The 16,526-nt window shown below is 43.0% G+C and carries 11 protein-coding genes; 4 read left to right on the plus strand and 7 right to left on the minus strand.

Annotated elements, in window-relative coordinates:
* Positions 1-13: 13 nt before the first annotated feature.
* Positions 14-1,486, minus strand: a complete 1,473-nt coding sequence (ubiD, locus tag J8Z24_RS00470) for a 4-hydroxy-3-polyprenylbenzoate decarboxylase (protein WP_252095094.1) — start codon at positions 1,484-1,486, stop codon at positions 14-16.
* Positions 1,487-1,942: 456 nt separating this feature from the next.
* Here ubiD and J8Z24_RS00475 point away from each other — a divergent pair, with 456 nt between their 5' ends.
* Entirely contained in the window at positions 1,943-4,555 is a 2,613-nt protein-coding gene (locus tag J8Z24_RS00475) for a sensor domain-containing protein (RefSeq protein ID WP_502934630.1), read from the plus strand.
* Here J8Z24_RS00475 and J8Z24_RS00480 read toward each other — a convergent pair.
* Both J8Z24_RS00480 and J8Z24_RS00485 read right to left on the minus strand, forming a co-directional pair.
* Entirely contained in the window at positions 4,552-5,337 is a 786-nt protein-coding gene (locus J8Z24_RS00480; protein ID WP_176033713.1) for a tetratricopeptide repeat protein, read from the minus strand. The genes J8Z24_RS00475 and J8Z24_RS00480 overlap by 4 nt on opposite strands.
* A 91-nt stretch (positions 5,338-5,428) precedes the next feature.
* On the minus strand, positions 5,429-6,820 hold the full coding sequence (locus J8Z24_RS00485) for a M20/M25/M40 family metallo-hydrolase (protein ID WP_176033712.1): 1,392 nt from the start codon (positions 6,818-6,820) through the stop codon (positions 5,429-5,431).
* A gap of 163 nt (positions 6,821-6,983) precedes the next feature.
* On the opposite strand from J8Z24_RS00485, the gene dbpA reads away from it, so the two are divergent.
* Positions 6,984-8,366, plus strand: a complete 1,383-nt coding sequence (gene dbpA / locus J8Z24_RS00490; protein ID WP_176033711.1) for an ATP-dependent RNA helicase DbpA — start codon at positions 6,984-6,986, stop codon at positions 8,364-8,366.
* On the opposite strand, the gene J8Z24_RS00495 is transcribed toward dbpA, so the two are convergent.
* A complete protein-coding gene (locus J8Z24_RS00495; RefSeq protein ID WP_176033710.1) occupies positions 8,355-8,939 on the minus strand; it encodes a DNA-J related domain-containing protein in 585 nt (194 codons plus the stop codon). The two genes, dbpA and J8Z24_RS00495, sit on opposite strands and share 12 nt — an antisense overlap.
* A 71-nt stretch (positions 8,940-9,010) precedes the next feature.
* Here J8Z24_RS00495 and J8Z24_RS00500 point away from each other — a divergent pair, with 71 nt between their 5' ends.
* Complete coding sequence (locus tag J8Z24_RS00500; protein ID WP_176033709.1) at positions 9,011-11,848, plus strand: response regulator; 2,838 nt, start codon at positions 9,011-9,013, stop codon at positions 11,846-11,848.
* On the opposite strand, the gene J8Z24_RS00505 is transcribed toward J8Z24_RS00500, so the two are convergent.
* From J8Z24_RS00505 to trxA, 3 genes are all read right to left on the minus strand, one after another.
* Positions 11,845-13,107, minus strand: a complete 1,263-nt coding sequence (locus J8Z24_RS00505; RefSeq protein ID WP_128731211.1) for a methyl-accepting chemotaxis protein — start codon at positions 13,105-13,107, stop codon at positions 11,845-11,847. The genes J8Z24_RS00500 and J8Z24_RS00505 overlap by 4 nt on opposite strands.
* Before the next feature lie 243 nt (positions 13,108-13,350).
* Positions 13,351-14,610 (minus strand): transcription termination factor Rho, encoded by a 1,260-nt coding sequence (gene rho / locus J8Z24_RS00510; protein ID WP_010604247.1) that lies wholly within the window; start codon positions 14,608-14,610, stop codon positions 13,351-13,353.
* Positions 14,611-14,815: 205 nt separating this feature from the next.
* The gene (trxA, locus tag J8Z24_RS00515; RefSeq protein ID WP_125253634.1) at positions 14,816-15,142 is read right to left on the minus strand and encodes a thioredoxin TrxA; all 327 of its coding nucleotides are present in this window, start codon (positions 15,140-15,142) and stop codon (positions 14,816-14,818) included.
* Between the two features lie 91 nt (positions 15,143-15,233).
* On the opposite strand from trxA, the gene rhlB reads away from it, so the two are divergent.
* Positions 15,234-16,511, plus strand: a complete 1,278-nt coding sequence (gene rhlB / locus J8Z24_RS00520) for an ATP-dependent RNA helicase RhlB (protein WP_125253635.1) — start codon at positions 15,234-15,236, stop codon at positions 16,509-16,511.
* Positions 16,512-16,526: the final 15 nt, after the last annotated feature.

Here is a 16,526-nt window from a genome sequence, read left to right on the forward strand (position 1 = left end):
TAGATGATATATGTCATTTGGTGTCTATCCCGAGACTGTCCCAGATTTCATCAACACGTTGTTTTATCGTAGGATCCATCACAATAGGCTCCCCCCACTCGCGGTCAGTTTCTCCTGGCCACTTGTTTGTGGCATCCATGCCCATTTTGGAACCAAGTCCTGACACAGGCGAAGCAAAATCTAGGTAGTCAATAGGTGTGCTTTCAACTAGGGTGGTGTCTCTTGCAGGATCCATGCGGGTGGTAATAGCCCAGATCACATCATTCCAATCTCTTGCATTGACGTCATCATCACAAACAATCACAAACTTGGTGTACATAAACTGACGTAGGAAAGACCATACTCCCATCATGACGCGTTTAGCATGCCCCGGATACTGCTTTTTCATGGTGACGACCGCCATACGGTACGAGCAGCCTTCTGGTGGAAGATAAAAATCGACGATTTCTGGAAACTGCTTTTGTAGGATGGGAACAAATACCTCATTAAGGGCAACACCAAGAATCGCTGGTTCATCAGGTGGACGGCCAGTATACGTACTGTGGTAAATTGGATCTTTACGATGGGTAATATGAGTGACCGTCATCACAGGGAAGTCATCTACTTCATTATAGTAACCGGTGTGGTCGCCATACGGACCTTCTGGCGCGAGCTCGCCCGGTTGAATATATCCTTCTAAGACGATTTCGGCACTTGCTGGAACTTGAAGTTCGTTCGAGATAGATTTGACGACCTGAGTTTTGCTACCACGCAGCAACCCTGCGAATGCGTATTCACTCAGAGTATCCGGCACCGGCGTAACGGCGCCTAAAATAGTTGCTGGATCGGCGCCCAGTGCAACTGAGACCGGGTATGGTTCGCCCGGGTGCTCTTTACACCACTCTTGAAAGTCTAGTGCGCCACCTCGATGTGAGAGCCAGCGCATGATTATTTTATTTTTACCGAGTAGTTGCTGACGGTAAATTCCTAAGTTTTGGCGCTTTTTATAAGGGCCTCTGGTAACCGTTAAGCCCCAAGTAATCAAAGGTGCAGCATCACCGGGCCAACAGTGCTGGATAGGTAGCTTGGTTAAATCAACTTCATCACCACTAAGTACAACCTCCTGACATGGGGCTTTTTTTACCTCTTTGGCGGGCATATTTAACACTTGTTTAAATACCGGTATTTGACCCAGAGCTTCTTTAATCCCTTTGGGTGGCTCAGGCTCTTTTAAAAACGCGAGCAGTTTGCCAACCTCTCTTAGCTCGTTGACATCATTTTGCCCCATACCCATAGCAACACGTTTCGGGGTACCAAAAAGATTGGCTAAAACGGGAATATCGAAGCCGATAGGGTTTTCAAATAAAATGGCGGGGCCGCCGGCACGAAGCGTTCGGTCGGCAATCTCAGTCATTTCTAGTTTAGTAGAAATAGGCTGGGTGACGCGAACAAGTTCCCCTTGCTTTTCAAGCTGTTTTATAAAATCACGTAAGTCTTGGTATTTCATTGGCGCACTATGAGTTAAGTTTGGTTTAGTATATCAACTAAGTATATTTTTCCTAGCTGTACGAGTTGGAAGCGTAAATGGTTTAGCAAGCAAATTGACATTATTGCGAATTAGACCATATTTTCAGAATGCACCGTCTTGTCAGTTGGTTTGGTCAGGTGTATAAATTGTTATCTAAAGACGAGTGTGTTGAGTTTTTTTTCATGAAAAAAACAAAAGTCTACATGGCCTGAGGTTTGGATAAGGAATACGCTAAAACTGGCTGCTAAAAAAGCATCATTTATCCAAAGTATAGGATACTTAGTGCCAAAGTTAACGCAGTCTGCGTTGGGTTTACTCCCTTACATGGAGCGAATTTTAAGCGCAGTTGGTGTAAGATGTCGCTCACATGCCCTTTGCTCTATAGCTGCTGCAGTTAGATAAATCGATATCCTAAGGGGTCAGAGTTTGAAGTTGTTGTCGAAAATGCTTGGATGTCTGCTGTCGCTTGTTTGCTTGGGCGCAGGTGCAACTGAGCTGCCATATTATACTTTTTCCAACCATAGTGCTGTGATGCTAATCATTGACCCTGCCACAGGTAAAATTGTAGATGCCAATAAATCAGCAGCAGCGTTTTATGGTTATAGTGAGGCAACGTTAGAGCGTAAAGCTATTCAAGACATCAACTTATTTACTGCCGAACAAGTTGCTAATGAGCGTCAAGCCGCATTAAATGAGGGGCGTAATTACTTTATCTTTCAGCATCAAGTCGCCGATGGCAGCATAAAAACGGTGAGCGTGCATTCCACACCTTTTGAAGACTTAAATGGCAACCCCAAGTTACTGTCAATCATTCAAGACATGAGCGAGCAGCGCAAATTACAACAAGACCTATGGCACTATCAAGCTAACCTTGAGCAACAAGTCCTGTTGCAGACGGAGAAGATCAAGAAAGCCAATATGGTACAAGTGGTGCTGCTAACAGCCGTAATTGCGGTTTTGATCCTCTCTATGGCGGTGTTGATGGCAGTATTGGTGAGGCTTAAGCGTTCTAATCAGCGCTCACAAGCGCAAGGGGCAAAGCTTAGTGCTATCTTCGATAGCATTAACGCCTACTTGGTTTTTACTGATGAAACCCATCACATAGAGGCCGTGAATGGCGCGGTACTAAAAGAGTTGGGAGAGTTTGATAGTTTAAAATCCCAATCTATCTATACCTTATTTGACGTGCTGGATTCCGAGCGCCTATTAGAAGAAGGCACGATAGAGTGTAAGTTAGATGAGCGCTTTGACTATTTAAACGTAAGGGTATTGTGTGCACCTGTTGTGAGTGAAAATCAGGCTAGGCTCGGGTTTATCTACGTTATACAAGATATTACCCTAGAGCTTGAGAATGAACGTGAGCAACGCTTAGCCAGCACAGTATTTGCCACAACATCAGAAGGTGTGCTGGTATCCGACAAACACAATCATATTCAGATGGTAAATCGTGCCTTTACTGAGATCACCGGCTACAGCGTAGACGAAGTTATCGGCCAGACACCGTCATTATTAAATTCAGGCAGGCATGATGATAGATTTTTCAACGGATTGTATGAAGACTTAATTCATAAAGGTCATTGGGAAGGGGAAATTTGGAACAAGCGTAAAAACGGCGAAATTTATCCAAGTTGGCTACAAGTGTCTTCTGTATTTAACGAAGCGCGAGAAATTGATATGTATGTTGCGCTTTTCAGTGATATTACGTCTAGAAAGCGCAATGAGCAGCTAATGTGGCAGCAGGCTAACTTTGATAGTTTGACGGGGCTGGCCAATCGTCATCATTTTCATGTGAAGTTTGACCTAGCGCTAAAGCGCGCTGCGCAATTAGACGAACGGATTGCGATTTGCTTTATCGATCTCGATCGATTCAAAGCTGTTAATGATACCCTTGGTCATCATATCGGTGATTTATTGCTAAAAGAAGCAGCAAGTCGTATCCATAAGTGCGTCCGCAGTTCTGACACGGTAGCGCGTCTCGGTGGCGATGAGTTTGCATTGCTACTGCAAGATGTCAGCTCAATTAGTGACTTGGAGCATATCGCGACAAAAATATTGCGGGCATTGGCAAACCCATTCCATTTGGAGGGACATGAGGCCTATGTGTCCGGCAGTATGGGGATCACTTTGTACCCTGATGACGGGGCTGATCGTAAAGTGCTATTGCGCAATGCCGACAGTGCGATGTATAAAGCAAAAGATCATGGTCGTGACTGCTTCCAATTTTATACCTCGGCTATGCACCAACATGCAAAGGCAAGAAGTGTGCTGGAAAGCGCCTTACACAAAGCGCTGTCAAACAGAGAGTTATCATTAGTATACCAACCGATTTTCGCCCAACTAGGCAGCGCAGAAGTAGTGGGCTGCGAGGTATTACTGAGGTGGAAAAGTGAATTATTAGGACATGTTTCTCCTGAGCAGTTTATTCCGGTATGCGAGGAATTAGGACTTATTTTACCCATCGGTGAATGGGTGCTTTATCATGCTTGTTCACAGGCTAAAGCATGGCAAGACAATTATGGCAATCCTCTTTTTATTGCGGTTAATGTGTCCAGCATTCAATTTAAACGTCAAGATATGGTTGAGCTTGTCAAAAAAGTATTGAGAGACACAAAACTGGAAGCAAAGTATCTGACATTAGAAATTACCGAATCGGTGTTAGTTGATAATTCAGATAAAATATTGGCACAGTTAAAGGCGCTGCGAGCGTTGGGAGTTGAGCTGGCCATTGACGACTTTGGAACGGGGTACTCCTCTTTGAGCTATTTAAAGCGATTCCCCTTATCTAAGTTGAAGATAGATAGAACTTTTATCCGCGATCTGCCTGAAGACGAAGAGGACAAAGCGTTAGTTAGTGCTATTATTTTGATGGCACATAAACTCAATCTGAAAGTCATCGCTGAAGGGGTCGAAACTCCAGCTCAGTGCATGTTCTTAAAAGGGTTGCTATGTGATATGACACAAGGATATTTTCACTCTAAGCCGTTAAACCAGTCGGACTTTGAAGAAAATATACTGACAACTGCCTATCATAAGCAAAACCACAACTAGTTATTCGTAGTCTGGCAGTGATGGGTTTTACACAGCGTATCTAACGCAGCTTTGGCCTTGTGATTTCCTTGCTTTGCGGAAAGCTGTAACCAATGGATTGCCGCTGGAATGTCTTTAACACCTCCTTCACCATCACGTAGCATAGTTGCGTAGTTATATTGTCCCCATGGATTGCCAGATTTAGCTGTATCGGCAAACCCCTGTCTTGCGGCTTCAAATTCTTCTCGATGATAAGCTCGAATCGCATCTTGGTTTTGTGCCGAAATGTTTGGCCCATGGTAAAGCGGTTTAGGCTTTTTAAATCTTGGCCTGACTACGCCGCCTAAAACATGAATACCAACAGGGCGATAGACTGACATTATCGTTTCATTATCTAGTAAATCCAGTAATTTACTTTTTTCTAGAGTCTGCTTTTGTGGTTTAAAGTAGCGGTCTGTCATTAGCATACTGACACGAATATCACGGGTAATATTGCGCATGGTACGGTAGGTAAATGCACCTGCTTTTACTTCTATATGGTCATCGGATAATGCGGTAACTTGCAGCACTTGGAAAGCTGGTTCATAAAGGTGCTTAGACCGCTTTGCAGTATCAAAGATAATAATATCATCCACCTCAGGTGCGTTTAATAAAGAACGATAACTAGAGATTTCCTGTTGCTGTCGGTGGTAAAAGTAAAGGCAAACAGTTAAAGCGATAAACACGGTGACAACCAGCTTATTGCGACTGATAAAGTCGAAGAGTGTGTCATAAACCGAAAATAATAAGTTTTTGATTTCCATATACTAATTATAATTGCATCAAAAGGTGTTGTTAAAATAGACAATAGATGAGAAAGGAACAAGCCTACTTGTCCCTTATAAGTGTAAAAATTTATTTCCCCGCCATCTTGGTTTTGGCATCTGCCGCCATCAAAGCAAAAACGGCGTAAGTCGCAGTATTCTGTTTCAACTTGGCTGGATCGACCTTATCAAGTGTGTCGTCTGCGGTATGATGGTAATCAAAATAATCTGTGCCATCTTGATGCAGTGCAAAAATAGGCGCCGAGGTGCTATTTTTTAGCGGGATAAGATCAGGCCCACCATGTGCGCTATTTTTACCTATGTATTTCACACCTAAAGGTGCTAGCTGCGCTGCGATTTCTCGTACCACTGGTAATGACGCTGCATTCACATTGGACTCAAACGCATACACCACATCCGCCCCAAAGTCGGACTCAGCTGCTGCAACAATGTTATCTAGGTCTGCTTTATGTTTTTTAAAGTATGCTTTTGCACCCCAAAGGCCTAGCTCTTCAGCGGCAAATAACACGACACGAATACTACGTTTTGGACGCTTAACATCGGCAATATGCTTGGCAGCAGCCATGGTAAGCGCAACACCTGCACCATCATCCAAAGCGCCAGTGCCCAAATCCCAAGAATCCAAGTGACCACCGATCAGCACATATTGTGCAGGAAATTCAGTCCCGGTAAACTCACCAATGACGTTGTAACTAGTACCTTGTCCCAGATCTTCAGTTTGAATATTCAGTGATACCTTCACGTCGTGACCGGCATTAATAAGTCGTGCTAATTGATCTGCATCTGGATTGGCAACAGCCGTTGCAGGGATCTTGGTTACCCCAGTCTTATAGTGGCTACCTCCGGTGTGAGCAAAGCGATGGTGGCTAGTACTTACGGAACGCATCATATACGCAATGGCACCTTTTTTTGCAGCTTCAACAGCACCACTATTACGGGCTCTGACAGCAGGGCCGTAACCGTTGCCATCTATATCGCGGTTCATACGGTAGTTAATGAAGGCTATTTTCCCATTTAGGCTGCCAGCGGGTGCTGCAATGAGTTCATCTAATGTTTCAAACAGTACCACCTCAGCGCTTAACCCCTCAGTTGGCGTGCTAATGCTATTTCCCAGTGCTGTAAGGTGTAGTGGTTGCTCACTTGGTAGAAGAATTTTTGCTGACTCATGGTAGCGACGCCACTCTGGGAAAGTCGCTTCTTCGACCCAAACCTTGTCAAAGCCTAGTTGCTCCAAATGTTTCTTTGCCCAGGCAACTGCTTTTTTATCGTTTTCAGTACCTGGTAATCTTGGTCCAACTTCCGTAGTCAGCGACGTTAACAGTTGCCAGCTCAGATTGCTTTGACTTGCCGCTTCTCTAACTTGCTTAACCTGCGCCAGTTGCTGTTCGCTGAACTCTTGGGCTTGAAGTGCCGAGCTTAAGCTCATCGTCAAGACAGCTACCAGTAGTGATCTAAACTTCATGATGATCCTTGATAAAATGAAATGTGCGCAAGAATTAAAGCATATATTGGCGTATAAATCCGATTATTACGGTGATGAAATTGGCAGCAATGGCAATAAGCGATTAGAGAATCTATGTAATTGGTATAAAATGCTAGATTAAGATAGCGAATAGGAAAGCACAGTGTCGATAACCTCTTTTTCTCAACTTCCTTTAAACCCAGCCTTAGCAAAACGCCTTATCGATCTTAACTATGTCATACCAACGGCCGTGCAATCTGCTAGCTTACAGCCGGTGCTTGAAGGGCAAGACTTGGTTGTTAAAGGGAAGACGGGTTCAGGTAAAACGTTGGTTTTTGCATTAGCTATATTAAATAAGCTACAGCTACAGACCAGTGATGTGCAAGCACTCGTTCTGTGCCCAACCAGAGAGCTGGCCGATCAGGTAGCACAAGAGATTAAAAGTGTGGCAGCAATGATCGGTAACGTGAAAGTACAAACGCTATGTGGTGGGGTGTCTATTGAACCACAAATGAGGTCACTGCAGCATGGTGCTCATATTATCGTTGGTACGCCTGGTCGAGTGGAAGAGCATGTACTGAACGGCTCACTCATACTGACAGAAGTGCAGACCCTAGTGTTTGATGAAGCTGACCAAATGCTGGATATGGGCTTTACTGAAACGTTAGAAAGCATAGCAATGTACCTGCCGCAAATGCGACAAACTCTGATGTTTAGTGCAACTTATCCAGATAAAATCATGAAGTTGGCGACGCAATATATGCGCTCGCCGGAGCTGGTTGAAGCACAAGAAGAACAGGTGCATCACAGTATTAAGCAAACCTTCTATCGATTAGATAATAATAAAATGCGCTTTAACGCCCTGAGAGTTTTATTGATGCAGCACCAACCTCAGAGCTGTATTGTGTTTTGTAATACTAAAGCTGAGACTAAGCGATTATTTGAAGAACTGCGTCAGACCGGGCTCGCATGTGTTGAATTACATGGAGACTTAGACCAAGGAGAACGAGAGTGGTCTTTGCTTACCTTTGCAAATAAAAGTGCCAATATACTGGTGGCAACGGATGTAGCAGCCAGAGGGCTAGATGTAGATGAAGTTGAACTGGTCATTAATTATCATTTGGCACTAGAACCTCAAACACATGTGCACCGAGTGGGGCGCACAGGTCGAGGAGAGCATAAAGGCGTCGCACTGTCACTGTATGGTGAAAAAGAGACGTTTAAAGTGGATCAGCTTATTGAGCTCTATGGTCAGGCACTAAAGCATGGCACTTTACCGAGTCATTCACTGTTAGAAAAATCAGCTTATAAATCTAATATGGTTACCTTAATGATTGAGGGGGGCAAGCAGCAGAAACTGAGAAAAGCAGATATTGTTGGTTGTTTAACTGGTGAAGACGGCATAAGCTTTAAGCAAATAGGTAAAATTAATATATATGACGTTCAGGCATTTGTCGCGGTAAAACGTGAAGCTGCAAAGCCTGCACTGCGCAAGCTTAATAACAGTAAGATCAAGAATAAGCGTTATAAGGCACTACGTGCTTAGGGCGTGCTTAAGTATTTCGTATTCATTCATTAAGCATTTAAACGTTTCCTCATCACCTGACTTATCTGGGTGGTGAGCAAATGCTAACTTTCTCCATGTTCTACTTAGTTGTTTACGGTCATAATCTTTTGGTAATTGCCACTTGATGATGATGCCTGCCAGTTCATGACTAGAGACTGCGTATGGCTGCCCAGCATTTGTAGATGCAAATTTGCGCCAGAAGCTATCTAGGAGTTGACTCACCTCTTCACTGCTTGTTTCATAGTGCTGCCAATCTAAATAGTAGCTCCTGAGAGGGTCATGTTGTGCGAGTTGATGGCTATCGCAAAGTGGTGAGAGGTGAATATTCAGCGCTTCAATATGCAAGTACTGGCCGTCCTTAATAAGCTCTTGCTGCAATTGATACAGTGCATTCATAATTAGGAAGTTTCGTTTAAACAAGTCTTTACTATCATCTTTATCCAAGCGAGGAAGTACCTGTTGTGATAACAGTTCTGCTGCAATGGTATGGACTTTCCAAGACCTCTTTTGACAAATTAGTCTAAAAATAACATCTGTAAGCGGATTGAACATTGTCGCCTCATGAGTCTTGGTGTATCTTCACACTACCACGCAGAGTAAATGATAAGCAATGGAGAGCAGCAATGAATTTATTGGGGCAGATTACGTCTTGGTCTGCGATCGCCTATTTCGTTTGTTTCTCCGCTACATTCAATGCACAAGCAACTTTAAATAATGCCAGCCTATCTGAGCGAATTATTGAAATGAAGCGCAGTGCAGATTGGCAACACATGCAAATATTAGGTATGGAGTTGCTTCGTGAGCCGACTTTAAATGGTGCGGCCAAAATAGACGTACTTTTAAGCTTAAGTAAAGCTGCTTATGATAGCAATCAATTTAAAGACGCTCTAAATTACTTATCTCAATTGGAACTTGCTACTAGAACAAAAGTACTGAGTGACAATCACTTCAAAGCGGTTAAGCTACAAGGTATCAGTAATTTTTACCTCGGCCATTACCAACAAGCTATTGATTTTTATACTCGTGCTTTGGCATTAGCAGAGCAAAGAGATATGCCAATAGAAACTGCTAACTTACACAGTAACCTTGGCTTAGCTTATTTCAAAAACTTTTCACTAGACTTGGCATTGCAGCACTATTTGAAAGCGGATGAGCTGTATCAAGAATTTGGAAGTGCACAAGATCATGCTGATATTTTGCTAAATATATCAGGTGTCTATATTCGCCAAGCTGCTTATGAAAAAGCTGAAAGCATGCTACTTACAGCACTTCAAGCCTTTAACCAATTAAACGATGAATATGGTGCAGCATTGGCTCATGCTGATTTGGGCGTGTTGTATACCGAAACTAAGCGGCCTGAAATGGCTCAAGCCTCCTATCTAGCAGCGATTGATTACTATGAGGCCAAGAATGATGTCAGACATTTATCCTATGAGTATGTCAATCTTGCATTGCTAAGTTATTCACTAGGGCAGCTGGAAGAGGGTGAAAAGAACGCCAATTTTGCGCTTTATTATGCGGAAAAAGCAAAAAATCCAGCAAACCTAATGGAAGCACAGTTTGTATTGGCGAAGATATTGTTTGCTCAAGGTAAGTTGGAAGATGCTTTCACGAATGCCGAGCAGAGTTTGATAGCAAGTCGAACCATGCATGAACAAGAAAAAGAACGCACAGCATTGCGACTACTCGCGTTAATTGAAGCTGCTAGAGGTAATATCGATAAGGCAAGAAACTATGACTCGCAAAATATAGAAGCACAAAAGCGTTTGATGAATGAAGATGTGCTCAAACGCTTAAATGACTATCGGGCTAAATATGAAGCCAGTGAACTGAGTCGTGAAGTCGAAGTGCTAAAACAAGAGCAAAGGCTACAACGACTTAAAGAAGAGCAGCGCAGTCAGTTGCTATTACTCGGTGGTATTATTGCTGTACTTACTCTGCTCACTGCTTTTGCACTATATCGTCGTAAAGTAGAACAAAAAGCAAAGTTGGAACTCAGTCAAAAAGTGGCGCTTAGGACGTCAGAGCTGCAACAAAAGGCAGATGAGCTTAGAGCTGCGAACCAAGTTAAAAGCCAGTTTTTAGCTAATATGAGTCATGAGATTAGAACGCCACTGACTACAGTGCTGGGTCACGCTGAAGACTTACTTGCAGAGCAGGATCTCGGTACTCAGGTGCAAGCATCCGTGCAAACTATCTACAATCAAGGCCTCCACTTAAGAGATTTAGTCAATGATATTTTAGATCTAAGCCGTATCGAGGCTGAACGGTTGGCGCTTGAGGCGACTGAATTTTCAGTCTCAAGCTTAGTGGCTGATTTATGTGATATGTTTCAACAGAACATCCACAGTAAGCAACTGGAGTTTATTGTCTGCGATCAAGTGAGAAGTAAGGCTTATGTCAGGCTGGATTATATTCGAGTAAAACAGATATTAATAAATCTGTTGAGCAATGCACTGAAATTTACAGAGCAAGGTCGCATAGAGTTTAGCGTTTCGGAAGTGCCGCATGGATTGCAGTTTAAGGTTGTAGATACTGGGATAGGCATGAGTGAGCAGCAAATAGCGCGAATTTTTGAGAGCTTTCAGCAAGCAGACAATAGTATAACTAGACGTTTTGGTGGTTCTGGCCTCGGATTGAGTTTATCTAGCCAGCTGGCCAACATGATGAATGGTGAAATCACAGTGCAAAGTGCACTAGAGCTTGGTAGTACCTTCTCATTCTTTGTCCCCTGTACTGTTTATCTTAACTCGACAGTCACTGATATTCAGCAGCCACAACAGGCACAACCTCTACTGTCAGGGAACGTGTTGGTAGTTGAAGATCATGCAGAAAATCGACAGTTATTTTCACGTATGATTGAGCGTACAGGTGCTACGGTGACGGTAGCAGAAAATGGCGCGAGGGCGGTTGAGCAGTGCTTAAGCGACTTTCCAGATCTTGTGCTAATGGATATTCAGATGCCGAGGATGGATGGGGTGGAAGCGTTAAATATTATTCGTTCAGCGGGATACTCAGGGCCCATTTATGCGCTAACGGCAAATGTGCTCACAGAGGAAGTAAAGTCATATATTGATTCGGGCTTTAACGGCCATATTGGCAAACCAATTAATAAAAACGAGCTATTAAGCATACTTAATATTCATCTAAGTAGCGATCATGCGAGCAGTACACAGCAATCGATTAATATTGATCTCACCGATCTGCGCGATAGCTTTGCCAGTACTTTTGAACAAGAGCGGTATTTATTGATTGATGCTTGGCAAAATAAAGACTTTGTTGCGCTGCAAGCGAGTTGCCATAAGTTAGCGGGAGCCGCTTCTATGTTCGAATTCCCAGAATTGGCAAGCATTGCAATTGAGTTTGAAAAGGCACTTAAGCACCAAAGTGAATCACAGTATCAATCCCTATTCTTGGCGCTGTGTGATCAGCTCAAGTCTCAAGAATCGTTAGCGTCTTAAAATAACTCAATGTCGCCAGAGTCATCTTCTGGTGTATCCTTGTTATGCTTGTCGCCAACTGTGGTGAGTCGAGAGGTATCTTTTCTTAGGTCAAGCTCGGGGGTAAAGTCAGAGATTTTAAAAATTGACAACTTTTCATGGATGCTTTGTGACAGAGCAATAAGATCTTGATTAGAAACTGCTTGTATCTTTGTGCTGGATAGTGCATCTGAGTTGAGTAACACAACGGACTCTATACTTTCTTGTGCGGCATCTGATGCTTGTTTTTGTTCACCTACTTGCTGATGAATATCGTGAGACATCTCATTGATAAACAACATCGCATTTTCGATTTCATCCACCTCTTTTGTCGAAGCTTCGCTGAGCTTGACGGTGTTGTCTGTCTCTTTGAGTGCGGCCTGCATTAAAGCATAGACAGAATCTGTCCCGGATTGGATTTTACTAATAACTTGGCTAACCTCCCTTGTAGAGTGGCTGGTTCTTGCTGCAAGATTTCTAACTTCATCAGCTACTACGGCAAAGCCTCGGCCAAGCTCGCCTGCCCGAGCAGCCTCTATTGCAGCGTTTAGGGCTAGCAGGTTTGTCTGCTCAGCAATACCATTTATGACTTCAAGAACAGAGCTTATTTCATTACTATCAGTTTTGAGGATCTCAATTTGTTCACTGGTTTTTTTTATATTTTCAGCGAGGATAAGCAAGCTATCTTGGCTTTTGTCTGTATCTACTCGGGTTTTCTTCACCGCTATAGTGGCATTTTCAACAGACGTATAAATTTGCTCTAAACTGGTATCTAAACGTGCCGATATCTCCAGCATGGACTGAATCGAAGTGGCTAAATATTCACCGTGCGTATGCTGTAAGGTGGCTTTTTGTGTCATCGACGCATACGTGTCTCGTAAACTATCTGCCATCGGGTGCAGTCGAGCTGAAGATGCGTAAACCTCACTGATAATGTGCTCAATTACAGCAAAGCAGTCATTCATTAACAAGCAGGACTTGGGCGTTTTTTGGCTTTTTTCATCAAATCGATAAGTTAAGTCAACGCAGTTGTCATGCATGAAATTGCTGACAAGGTGATCCATATGCTGCTCAGCCGAGGCAATGTTTTTGAGTAACTGAAGCTGGACAAAAGCACTGCACAGCAGCGCAGAAAATATCACCATAATTTGCATGATTGTAGAGGTGAGCAGTGTCATTGCCAGGCTGACAGAAACGAGATTAAACGCTGTTATAGCTGCAATAGTACGACCAAGCTTCATGTTTGTCCCTAGATAATACCAATTTGCTTAATTAAGTGGTTTGTTCTAAATGAGAAATTTTTAACGCTGTTAGCGTCAGATTTACTCCTTCAAATTGAGCAAGTATTAAGTCAAATTGGTATAGTCACGCCGATAAATTTTTATAGCATGTGGTAGGTATAGAACAAAAACAGGAAGTTGGCGAACCAGAAACGTAAAAAGCCAGCATAAGCTGGCTTTTCAAAAACAAGACTACGAGTCTACTTACTTACGACGCATTGAGTCAAAAAACTCATCGTTTGTTTTGCTCATGGAAAGTTTATCAATAAGGAATTCCATGGCATCGATCTCGCTCATTTCATGCACAATCTTACGCAAGATCCACATTTTTTGAAGCTCATCAGTTTTCGTCAGCAACTCTTCACGACGAGTACCAGAGCGGTTGAAGTCGATAGCTGGGAATACGCGCTTTTCCGCAATCTTACGGTTTAAGTGTAGTTCCATGTTACCTGTACCTTTAAACTCTTCGTAGATAACTTCATCCATCTTAGAGCCGGTATCGATAAGCGCTGTTGCGATGATGGTTAAGCTACCGCCTTCCTCAACATTACGCGCAGCACCAAAGAAACGCTTAGGTTTGTGTAGAGCATTGGCATCAACACCACCAGTTAATACTTTACCTGATGAAGGGATAACAGTGTTGTACGCGCGGGCAAGACGTGTAATTGAATCAAGTAGAATGATGACATCCTTCTTATGTTCAACTAAGCGTTTTGCTTTTTCGATTACCATTTCTGCTACTTGAACGTGACGGTTAGCAGGCTCATCGAAGGTAGAGGCAATAACTTCACCTTGAACAAGACGCTGCATCTCAGTAACTTCTTCTGGACGCTCATCAATGAGCAGTACCATCAATGTCGCATCAGGATTGTTGTATGTGATTGACTGTGCAATGTTTTGTAGCAACATTGTCTTACCCGCTTTCGGTGGAGCAACGATAAGTGCGCGCTGGCCTTTACCGATTGGAGACGCAAGGTCTAGTACTCGAGCGGTAATGTCTTCTGTACTACCATTACCTCTTTCCATCACCATACGCTCGTTGGCATGGATAGGGGTTAGGTTTTCGAACAGGATCTTAGTACGAGAGTTTTCAGGCTTATCGAAGTTAACTTCATTAACTTTCAATAATGCAAAATATCTTTCGCCATCTTTTGGTGGTCTGATTAAACCACTGATGGTGTCACCGGTACGCAGGCTGAAACGTCTAATCTGGCTTGGAGAAACATAAATATCATCAGGGCCAGCTAGGTAAGATGCTTCTGAAGAACGTAAAAAGCCGAAGCCATCTTGTAAAATTTCTAAAACACCGCCGCCGTATATATTTTCGCCGCTTTTCGCGTGCGCTTTCAAAATAGCAAAGATAATATCTTGTTTTCTTAAACGAGCTACGTTTTCAAGTCCCATGGACTCAGCAAGTTTTACAAGTTCATTGATTGACTTGTCTTTTAATTCGCGTAAATGCATATTGGTGGGTTCTTTATTACAGTTGTCATTCTCGTTAGTTTTACGAGAGAGGTTGATTTGATAAAGCTTAAAGGTTTGTGGCTTTATAAGTTAGCAGCTAGGCGTCGGGTCGTCCAGTGTTTATACAAATTTTATTCTATTTAAAATGATACAGATCAGGCCGACAACTGCGGCAGTTACGCCGCAGAATGTCTAACAACCTGAATTATAGGTTGTTTTCTAGGAACTCAATAAGTTGAGTCTTAGATAGAGCACCAACTTTAGTTGCAGCCACCGCACCATCTTTGAATAGTAATAACGTTGGAATACCACGAATACCAAACTTAGGTGGAGTCGTACCGTTTTGATCGATGTTTAGTTTACCAATCGCTACACGGTCGCCATGTGACTCTGCAACTTCATCAAGGATAGGCGCAATCATCTTACAAGGACCACACCATTCAGCCCAGAAATCTACCAGTACAGGTTTATCAGATTTGATTACGTCAGCCTCAAAGCTGTCATCAGTTAGTTGGATAATTTTGTCGCTCATTACGCTCTCCGTTAGAATTAGGCGAAATATTTAATGCGTATTTAAACACTCTTGTTTCTTATTGCAAGTTTAAACGTTATGCTTTATTGCTATGACTAAGACACATTTGACCAATAAAAAATTCAATGACTTTGCTTTAGCACCGGAAGTGGTCGCCGGTTTGCAGGAAAATGGCTTCGAATTTTGTACGCCAATCCAAGCAAAGTGTATACCTTACATCTGTGAAGGCCGCGATATAGCAGGCCAAGCACAAACTGGTACGGGCAAAACCCTTGCGTTTTTGACCGCGACCTGTCATCGCTTATTGCAGACCAAGAAGGATAAAAAAACGCAACCTCGTGCAATTATTATGGCACCAACACGAGAGTTGGCTATTCAAATACACAAGGACGCGCAAGTCATTGCGCCACGTTGTAATCTTAAACTCGCTCTTGTATATGGTGGCGAAGATTATGAAAAACAACGGGGGCAATTGGAAAAAGGCGCGGATATATTAATTGGAACAACAGGGCGTTTGATCGATTTTTATAAGCAAGGTGCTTATAACCTCAATGATATCGAAGTGGTTGTGCTCGATGAAGCAGACCGAATGTTTGATTTGGGCTTTATTAAAGACATTCGTTATTTGTTCAATCGCATGCCAGGTCGTGAAGAGCGATTAAACCTACTATTTTCAGCAACCCTGTCATATCGAGTGCAAGAGTTGGCATTCGAGCACATGACAAATCCCATCCATGTACAAATTGAACCGGATGTCAAAACGGGTAAACGTATTCAAGAAGAGTTATTCCATCCTTCAACTGAGGACAAAATACCTTTACTACTTACGCTGATTGAGGAAGAGTGGCCAGAGAAAGCGATTATTTTTGCTAATACTAAACACAGCTGCGAAAACGTATATGAATGGCTAAAAGCAGATGGTCATCGAGCGGGCTTGTTGACCGGTGATGTAAATCAAAAGAAACGTCAGTCAATCCTTGCGCAATTTACACGTGGTGATGTTGATCTTTTAGTTGCAACGGATGTTGCTGCTCGTGGATTACATATTCCAGAGGTTAGTCATGTTTTCAATTTTGACTTGCCAGATGATAGAGAAGACTATGTACACCGTATCGGTCGGACGGGTCGAGCAGGTGCATCTGGTCATGCTATCAGCTTCGCCTGTGAGCAGTATGCGTACAACTTACATGAGATAGAAGAATACATAGAGCATGCAATTCCTGTGTCTCATTATGACAAAACAGCACTATTGAGCGATTTACGAGCTCCGCAAGTAAATAAACGCCGCCACTCAGGGCACGGCAACAATGGTAATAAACAACGTGGTGGTCGCCGAAATGGTGGCTATAGAAAGCCACAAGCCAAGTAAACTTGGACGGTAAAG

Source organism: Pseudoalteromonas sp. SCSIO 43201, from assembly GCF_023716725.1.
Classification (GTDB): Bacteria; Pseudomonadota; Gammaproteobacteria; order Enterobacterales; family Alteromonadaceae; genus Pseudoalteromonas; species Pseudoalteromonas peptidolytica.